The sequence below is a fragment of the Pantoea sp. BL1 genome (assembly GCF_000963985.1).
Classification (GTDB): Bacteria; Pseudomonadota; Gammaproteobacteria; order Enterobacterales; family Enterobacteriaceae; genus Pantoea; species Pantoea rwandensis_B.
The window spans coordinates 138,980-146,495 of record NZ_JZRH01000043.1 but is presented as its reverse complement, the minus strand read 5'-3'; the positions used below and the strand labels follow the sequence as shown (position 1 = coordinate 146,495).

Below are 7,516 nucleotides of genomic sequence, written 5' to 3'. Positions count from 1 at the left end.
TCAGAGTCAAACACTTTTTTAAGCGTTTTATCTGGCGAGGTGAATCTCTTCACTCCCTGCTGAGCCGCTTGCGTTGCCGCTTTGCCGTCTCAGTGGATGCGCATTATAGGGATCCGATTTTTTTGCACAACCCCTTTTTTCGATCTTTTTAATCGACTGGCGAGTTTTCAATCTTTTCGCTGCGATCGCGAGCGATCCGCTCAAAATTCATCTTGTTTGCCCGCCTGATAAGCCGCAGGCTAGGGGGAAAAGTGCAAAAGGAGAACGATCATGTCTGTAGCCCTACGACCTTATAAGAACCATTTTCCACAAATCGGCGATCGCGTAATGATCGATCGCAGTAGCGTGGTGGTGGGTGAAGTGCAGCTCGCCGACGATGTCAGCATCTGGCCACTGGTTGCTATCCGCGGTGATGTGAACAAAGTCGTGATAGGTAAAAGAAGCAATATTCAGGACGGCAGCGTTTTACATGTCACGCACAAATCCACCAGCAACCCGGAAGGGCATCCTTTAGTGATTGGTGAAGACGTGACTGTCGGTCATAAAGCGATGCTGCACGGCTGTCATATCAGCGATCGCGTGCTGGTTGGCATGGGATCGATTTTGCTGGATGGTGTGTTTGTTGAAGAGGATGTCATGATTGGAGCGGGTAGTCTGGTTCCGCCGGGTAAAAGACTGGAGAGCGGCTATCTCTATTTAGGCAGCCCGGTTAAACAAATCCGCCCATTGAGTGAGGCGGAAATCGCAGGTCTGCTCTATTCATCGAGCAATTATGTTGGATGGAAAGATGAATACCTCGCTCAGGAAAGCCAGATCCAACCTTGATCATCTATCTCATCCTGACGGATAAGCGCTTCCGCTTCTTCTTCCAGATCCCAGCGATGCGCGCTAAACAGCGCCATCGCAGCACCCGTTCCAAATCGATCCTGTAATCCGTCGAGCTTGATAGCACAAGTTAACCCCATTCCTTGCACCAGCACCGGAAAGACGATCGCTCCTCATTCCTCGTCCCAACTTTCACGATCGGGAAAATGGATCGCCTGATTCACTCCTTCATGGCCTGCTTTAATTGAGCAATAACAGGGGTAATTTCTGGCATCACGCCATGCCACAGTTGGAAAGCATGCGCCGCCTGCCCCACCAGCATGCCCAATCCATCGGCCAGCTGACCCGCACCGTGCTGCTGACACCACAATAAGAATGGCGTCAGTCCTTGCTGATAGAACATGTCGTAGCAGCGTGTTTGCGGGGTGATCAATGAGTCTGGCAACGGCGGCACTTTACCCTCAACGCCACTGGAGGTTGCATTGATGATCAGATCAAATGCCTGACCGGAGAGCTCAGCAAAGCCGTTGGCCTGGATATCCCCACTATGCTGGAAGATATCTGCCAATTCTTCAGCGCGGGCAACCGTTCTGTTGACCACTACCACTGAACATCCAAAAGAAAGCAGGGGAAGGATCACACCTCGAGCTGCACCACCGGCTCCCACCAGTAAAATGCGGTCACCAGAACGGATCAAATTCAATCGTTCCAGATCGCTTAGCAGGCCAATCCCATCGGTATTATCACCAAAGATCGAGCCATCTGCCTTTTTCTTTAAGGTGTTAACCGCCCCAGATAAGGCTGCACGTTCACTGAGTTCATCGGCCAGTTCCCACGCCTGTTGTTTAAATGGCAGTGTGACATTTGCACCTTTTCCACCGACAGTAAAAAAGTCGCTAATTGACTGAGGAAACCCCTCCAGCGGTGCACAAACCCGGCCATAGGTGTGCGCGATTCCTGTCTGCTCGGCAAAAAGGCTATGAATAAAAGGTGACTTGCTGTGTGCAATGGGATGACCAAAAACGGCGAAATGTTCCATAAATTAACCCTGACGAATAAGTTCGCCGCTGATAACGTCGCGAATTTCAGAAGGATTTAACCGCCCGCCCGTTGCAGCATGCAACACGGGGAATTGAGCACCGAATTGCTGTGCAACTTCATCAGCATTGCGGCACGGCGCCTCGCCGGAGAGATTGGCGCTGGTAGACACCAATGGTTTGCCGAAGCCACGGCAAAGTGCCTGCACATCCGGATGATCGCTAACGCGGATAGCCAGCGAATCGAAACGTCCTGTTAGCCAGCGTGGCGTATGAGGTGTTGTCGGAACCACATAAGTCACCGGCCCTGGCCAGCTAGCAAACATGCGCTCACGCTGTAGCACCGTGAGCTCACGATCGGCAATGTAGGGTTCCAGTTGCGCATAATCTGCTGCAATCAGGATAAGCCCTTTCTCAACCGGACGCTGTTTGAGCGCCAGTAAGGCCATGACGGCGCTTTCGCTATCGGGATCACAGCCTAAACCAAATACCGCTTCTGTTGGATAGGCAATAACCGCCTGCTGTTGTAGTTGCTCGATGCAAAACTCGAGACTTCCGGGAACATACGCTTTTTGCTTCATGATCGTTCTTCGTCCTGGGCGATGAGCTTGCCACAGCGTTTGCTGGCGCATAAGCGCTTCATGCCTTGTGCGGTTTTCTTCTCTATTAATAAGGGAAACTGGCAATGCGGACAGATACCTTCAACAGGCGTTGCATTGATTGCAAATTGGCAATCGGGGTAACGGTCGCAGGAGTGAAAGGTTTTGCCATAGCGCGAACGGCGCTGAACCAGCTTTCCGTTCTGACATTGGGGACAGGCAATCGCGGTCTCGTCGGGCTTATCGATGGTTTCTGTGTAATCACATTCAGGATAGTGGCTACAACCAACAAACATCCCAAATCGCCCCTGACGCAGAACTTTATCTGCGCCACACTGAGGACACACGTGCCCTTCCAGCACTTTAACGATATGCCCATCGGCCTGATTTTTCAGGGGACGAACATAATCACAGGTTGGATAATTCACACAGCCAAGAAACGGGCCGTGTTTACCACTGCGTATCACTAAATCTGCCCCGCAAGCGGGGCAGGGATCGTGTTTACGCACAGAAAATAGTGCTGGTTTACTCATATTTCCGGATGCATTAATCGCAAATTAATGCAGCATACCTTCATTGACGTCGAATAACAGTTCTTCCATCTGCTGATAAGCGTTTTCACATCCAGGGATGTTAAACAGCACCATCAGCACCACCCATTTAAGATCTTCAAGATCGAATTCCTGAGTATCAAGAGCCGTGACCCGTTCGATGACCATCTCGCGCGTTTCCATATTCAGCACCTGAACTTGTTCCAGGAACAAAATAAAACCGCGACAATCAGCATCAAGACGCTGGCATTCCTCGTCCGTATAAATTCGCATTGAGAGCGGGTCGGCAGCCAATTGTACTGGCGCGACCAGACCATCCTGATAGTCCGCTAAACGTTCAAGCCAATTCAACGCATTGTAGATATCTTCACGATGAAAACCCGCATCGGCCAAATCATCGGTCAATTTATCCTGGTCAACACGCATTTCAGCTTCGTTGTGGATATAGGTCTCAAACAAGTACATAAGTACGTCGAACATGGCATGCCCTCCTCAATCGGACATAGCCGCCGGGTACAGCTGCGATCCATCCTGCTAACTCCAGCTCCAGCAACTGGGCTGCGATAACTGGCACAGGTTGGCCGGCACGTTCAGCGACGACGTCAACAGGTGTAACCTCATCACCTACGTTAGCCAACACGCTTGCAAATGGCAATGGAACATCGTCACTGTCTTGTGAATATATTGTTTCTGAAGTGGTTGCCGGCAGCCATTGCAAATTGGAATGCAAATCTTCAAGGATGTTATTTGGATGGGCAACCAACAGTGCTCCCTGCTGAATCAACCAATGCGTACCTTCACTGCCATCATTACCCAATGCTCCGGGTAACGCATAAACATTGCGATTTTGTTCCAGCGCGCAGCGAGCCGTGACCAGCGAACCGCTTTTCAGTGAAGCCTCAACGACCAGCACTCCCTGGCTCAACCCACTGATAATGCGGTTACGGCGCGGAAAATTAACAGCATGTGGTGCCATATCAAGAGGAAATTCAGAGACTAAAGCCCCTTCGTTATCCATGATCGCCTGCGCCAGCGACTGATGGCTTTTGGGGTAGATATGTTGCAAGCCGCTGCCCAGCACTGCGATTGTTTTACCACTTGCGTCCAAGGCTGCACGGTGTGCAACGCCATCAATACCGCGAGCCAGTCCGCTAGTGATGGTCAACCCACTGAGTGCAAGTTGCTGTGTAAACCATGTGCCCCACTCTTTGCCATAGTGGGAACAGTGCCGACTGCCCACCACAGCTAATTGCGGTGTCTGCAAAACGGAGAGGTGTCCAGCTACATAGAGCAATGAGGGGCGTTGACTGATTTCAGCCAGGGGGCCAGGATAATCAGCATCTATGCAGGAGACTAAATGATGATGAGGTTGATCCAGCCACTGTAACGTGCGCGCCAGTTGCCGTGGGCAATAATCGTTAAACTGTTGGCGCTGCAATTCATTCAAACCATGGCTGTGCAGTAATTCGTCATCGACGGCGGCACCGTTTTGCAAATTCCGCGCGAGATTCACTACGCGATGCCGGCGCAGGCCTTTAACATTTGCCAGCCGGAGTATCCCTTCCACTCGCTCCACGCGTCCATCCTTAAGCCTGCTCACATGCGGTGCAATGCTGTCAATCAGGCCACAAAAAGTCTACAATATGAGGTAGTAATCTTTTCTTTAACGCATACAGATCTGGATATTTATGTCAGTTTTGCAGGTATTACATTTCCCTGATGATCGCCTTCGCAAAATCGCTGCGCCGGTGGCTACCGTAAACGCAGACGTTCAGCGCATTGTCGATGACATGTTTGAAACCATGTACGCCGAAGAAGGCATTGGCTTAGCGGCCACTCAGGTCGACATTCATCAACGCATCATTGTTATCGATGTTTCTGAAAATCGAGACGAACGTCTGGTGTTGATTAACCCGGAACTGCTGGAAAAAAGCGGTGAAACCGGCATTGAAGAGGGTTGCCTCTCAATCCCTGAACAACGTGCCTTTGTGCCGCGTGCGGAATGGGTCAAAGTCCGTGCGCAGGATCGTGACGGTAAAAGTTTTGAGTTGGAAACGGATGGTCTGCTGGCAATTTGCATTCAGCATGAAATCGACCACCTGGATGGCAAGCTGTTTATCGATTATCTGTCGCCGCTCAAGCGTCAGCGCATTAAACAGAAACTGGAAAAGCTGGCCCGCATGAATGCACGCGAAGCCTGAGTACTAACAGAAGGTTAAACTGTGTCTGCATCGCTAAAAATTATCTTTGCCGGTACACCTGACTTTGCAGCGCGTCATCTCGACGCGCTGCTTGCTTCTGAGCATCAGGTGGTTGGCGTATTTACTCAGCCCGATCGTCCATCGGGGCGAGGTAATAAACTCACTCCAGGTCCCGTCAAAGTGCTGGCGCAGTCACACGATGTTCCTGTGTTTCAGCCGAAATCGCTAAAACCTGAAGAGAACCAACAACTGGTCGCGGATTTGCAAGCCGATATCATGGTCGTGGTGGCTTATGGCCTGATTCTGCCGAAGGCCGTTCTCGATATGCCGCGACTCGGCTGCATCAATGTCCATGGTTCACTCCTGCCACGCTGGCGCGGTGCGGCACCTATTCAACGTTCGCTCTGGGCTGGCGACCGCGAAACCGGCGTGACCATTATGCAGATGGATGTGGGTCTGGATACGGGTGACATGCTGCATAAGCTCTCCTGCCCTATCACGCCTGAAGACACCAGCGCATCACTGTATGACAAACTGGCCGAGCTTGGGCCACAAGGCATGCTGGATACACTCGACCTGCTCGCTAGCGGCAAAGCGCAACCGGAAGTGCAGGATGAAGCACTGGTTTCTTACGCTGAAAAGTTGAGCAAAGAAGAGGCGCGTCTTGATTGGTCACTTTCTGCTGTACAGCTTGAGCGCTGCATTCGCGCCTTCAATCCCTGGCCGGTGAGTTTCTTCCTGATCGAGGATCAGCCCGTCAAAGTGTGGCAGGCTAGCGTTTTACCTCATCAGAACAAACGGCCGGGCGAAATCATCCATGCTGATAAAAATGGCATTCAGATTGCCACCGCTGACGGCGTACTCAATCTACTTTCGCTGCAGCCTGCGGGTAAGAAAGCCATGTCCGCGCAAGATCTGCTGAATTCGCGTCGTGAATGGTTTGCCACTGGCACCCTTCTGGCCTGATCTCCAGCCCGGTTTAACCGGGCTTTTTGTTTGATGAATGAATATGAAAAAAGCAACTAACCTGCGTAGCCTTGCCGCGCAACTCATTGAACGCGTGGTAGATAAAGGTGAATCACTCAGTGCCATTCTGCCTGGCGCGCAAAAAACATTGGCTGATAAAGATGGCGCGCTGTTGCAGGAACTCTGCTTTGGCGTAATGCGCACTTTGCCGCAGCTGGAAGCGCTGATTGGCAAACTGATGGAGCGCACGCTAACGGGTAAGCAGCGCGTGCTGCACTACCTGATCATGGTTGGGTTGTATCAGTTGCTGTACACGCGCGTGCCAGCACATGCCGCACTGGCCGAAACGGTTGCAGGTGCAGAAGTGCTAAAACGCACGGCGCTGAAGGGATTGATCAATGGAGTGCTACGTCAGTTCCAGCGTCAGCAAGAAACGCTGCTTGCTGAAGTGGATCAAGGCCCGCAGCGCTACTGGCATCCCGGTTGGTTACTCAAACGTTTGCAGACCGCCTGGCCAGATCGTTGGCAGCAGATCGTTGACGCCAATAATCAGCGTCCGCCGATGTGGTTGCGCGTCAATCGTCAGCATCATAGCCGCGATACGTGGCTAAGCCTGTTGCAGGCTGAAGATAAAGCAGCTTTCCCCGCCGATGCGCCGGATGCTCTGCGTCTTGAATCCCCTGCCCCCGTCAGTCAGTTACCGGGCTTCGATCAAGGATGGGTGACAGTACAAGACTTGTCTGCACAGCGCTGTGCTCTGCTGCTTGAGCCACAAAATAATGAAACCATTCTCGATCTCTGTGCAGCACCTGGCGGCAAGACCACGCATATTCTGGAAATCGCCCCTCAGGCAAACGTGCTGGCCGTGGATATTGATCAACAACGTTTGACTCGCGTGCATGAAAATCTACAGCGCCTGGGCATGCAAGCCGAAGTCCGCCAGGGCGATGGTCGGACACCTGCAGAGTGGTGCGGCGACCAGCAATTTGACCGTATTCTGCTGGATGCACCTTGTTCTGCAACCGGTGTGATTCGACGTCATCCTGATATTAAATGGTTGCGCCGTGATCGTGATATCCCAGAGCTGGCTACACTGCAGCGCGAAATCCTCAATGCAGTTTGGCCACGTTTGAAATCCGGCGGCACGATGCTTTACGCGACCTGCTCGATCCTGCCTGAAGAAAACCATCAGCAGATCGCGGCCTTTCTGGCTGAGCACGATGATGCTGTCGCTGAGCAGCTGCCCGAAGGCCAAATCAATGGGTGGCAAGTCTTCCCGAGCGTTGATGGCGGTGACGGATTCTTTTACGCTAAATTAATAAAAAAATAGCGCGGCG

The 7,516-nt window shown here is 51.9% G+C and carries 10 protein-coding genes; 4 read left to right on the top strand and 6 right to left on the bottom strand.

Translation table 11 applies throughout. The features are described from left to right. The first annotated feature begins 270 nt into the window (after positions 1–270). Positions 271–825, top strand: coding sequence for a gamma carbonic anhydrase family protein (locus VH86_RS19255; RefSeq protein ID WP_038644350.1), 555 nt, complete (start codon positions 271–273; stop codon positions 823–825). On the opposite strand, the gene VH86_RS25240 is transcribed toward VH86_RS19255, so the two are convergent. From VH86_RS25240 to dprA, 6 genes are read right to left on the bottom strand one after another with little or no spacing between them, the layout of a single operon-like run. After that, the gene (locus VH86_RS25240; protein WP_231647292.1) at positions 801–992 is read right to left on the bottom strand and encodes a DUF1488 domain-containing protein; all 192 of its coding nucleotides are present in this window, start codon (positions 990–992) and stop codon (positions 801–803) included. The two genes, VH86_RS19255 and VH86_RS25240, sit on opposite strands and share 25 nt — an antisense overlap. Positions 993–1,045: 53 nt before the next feature. Next, positions 1,046–1,864, bottom strand: coding sequence for a shikimate dehydrogenase (gene aroE / locus VH86_RS19250; protein WP_038644347.1), 819 nt, complete (start codon positions 1,862–1,864; stop codon positions 1,046–1,048). A 3-nt stretch (positions 1,865–1,867) separates the two neighbouring features. After that, the gene (tsaC, locus tag VH86_RS19245; protein WP_045833801.1) at positions 1,868–2,443 is read right to left on the bottom strand and encodes an L-threonylcarbamoyladenylate synthase type 1 TsaC; all 576 of its coding nucleotides are present in this window, start codon (positions 2,441–2,443) and stop codon (positions 1,868–1,870) included. Then, positions 2,440–2,994: a type I DNA topoisomerase gene (locus VH86_RS25235; RefSeq protein WP_072050628.1), complete on the bottom strand. Its 555-nt coding sequence runs from the start codon at positions 2,992–2,994 to the stop codon at positions 2,440–2,442. The genes tsaC and VH86_RS25235 overlap by 4 nt, the downstream gene beginning before the upstream one ends. A 24-nt stretch (positions 2,995–3,018) precedes the next feature. Next, complete coding sequence (smg, locus tag VH86_RS19235; protein ID WP_034830723.1) at positions 3,019–3,492, bottom strand: DUF494 family protein Smg; 474 nt, start codon at positions 3,490–3,492, stop codon at positions 3,019–3,021. Continuing rightward, positions 3,464–4,588, bottom strand: coding sequence for a DNA-protecting protein DprA (gene dprA / locus VH86_RS19230; protein ID WP_045833800.1), 1,125 nt, complete (start codon positions 4,586–4,588; stop codon positions 3,464–3,466). Before dprA ends, smg begins: the two co-directional genes overlap by 29 nt. Positions 4,589–4,700: 112 nt before the next feature. On the opposite strand from dprA, the gene def reads away from it, so the two are divergent. From def to rsmB, 3 genes are read left to right on the top strand one after another with little or no spacing between them, the layout of a single operon-like run. Then, entirely contained in the window at positions 4,701–5,213 is a 513-nt protein-coding gene (def, locus tag VH86_RS19225; RefSeq protein WP_034830726.1) for a peptide deformylase, read from the top strand. A gap of 21 nt (positions 5,214–5,234) precedes the next feature. Further along, positions 5,235–6,179 (top strand): methionyl-tRNA formyltransferase, encoded by a 945-nt coding sequence (gene fmt, locus VH86_RS19220; protein WP_038644343.1) that lies wholly within the window; start codon positions 5,235–5,237, stop codon positions 6,177–6,179. 43 nt (positions 6,180–6,222) lie between these two features. Beyond that, a complete protein-coding gene (gene rsmB, locus VH86_RS19215; protein WP_045833799.1) occupies positions 6,223–7,509 on the top strand; it encodes a 16S rRNA (cytosine(967)-C(5))-methyltransferase RsmB in 1,287 nt (428 codons plus the stop codon). The last annotated feature ends 7 nt before the right edge of the window (positions 7,510–7,516 follow it).

Coding starts and splice junctions, on each gene's coding strand:
- VH86_RS19255 (WP_038644350.1), top strand. CDS start 271: ATGTCTGTAGCCCTACGACCTTATAAGAACCATTTTCCACAAATCGGC.
- smg (WP_034830723.1), bottom strand. CDS start 3,492: ATGTTCGACGTACTTATGTACTTGTTTGAGACCTATATCCACAACGAA.
- tsaC (WP_045833801.1), bottom strand. CDS start 2,443: ATGAAGCAAAAAGCGTATGTTCCCGGAAGTCTCGAGTTTTGCATCGAG.
- rsmB (WP_045833799.1), top strand. CDS start 6,223: ATGAAAAAAGCAACTAACCTGCGTAGCCTTGCCGCGCAACTCATTGAA.
- VH86_RS25235 (WP_072050628.1), bottom strand. CDS start 2,994: ATGAGTAAACCAGCACTATTTTCTGTGCGTAAACACGATCCCTGCCCC.
- aroE (WP_038644347.1), bottom strand. CDS start 1,864: ATGGAACATTTCGCCGTTTTTGGTCATCCCATTGCACACAGCAAGTCA.
- def (WP_034830726.1), top strand. CDS start 4,701: ATGTCAGTTTTGCAGGTATTACATTTCCCTGATGATCGCCTTCGCAAA.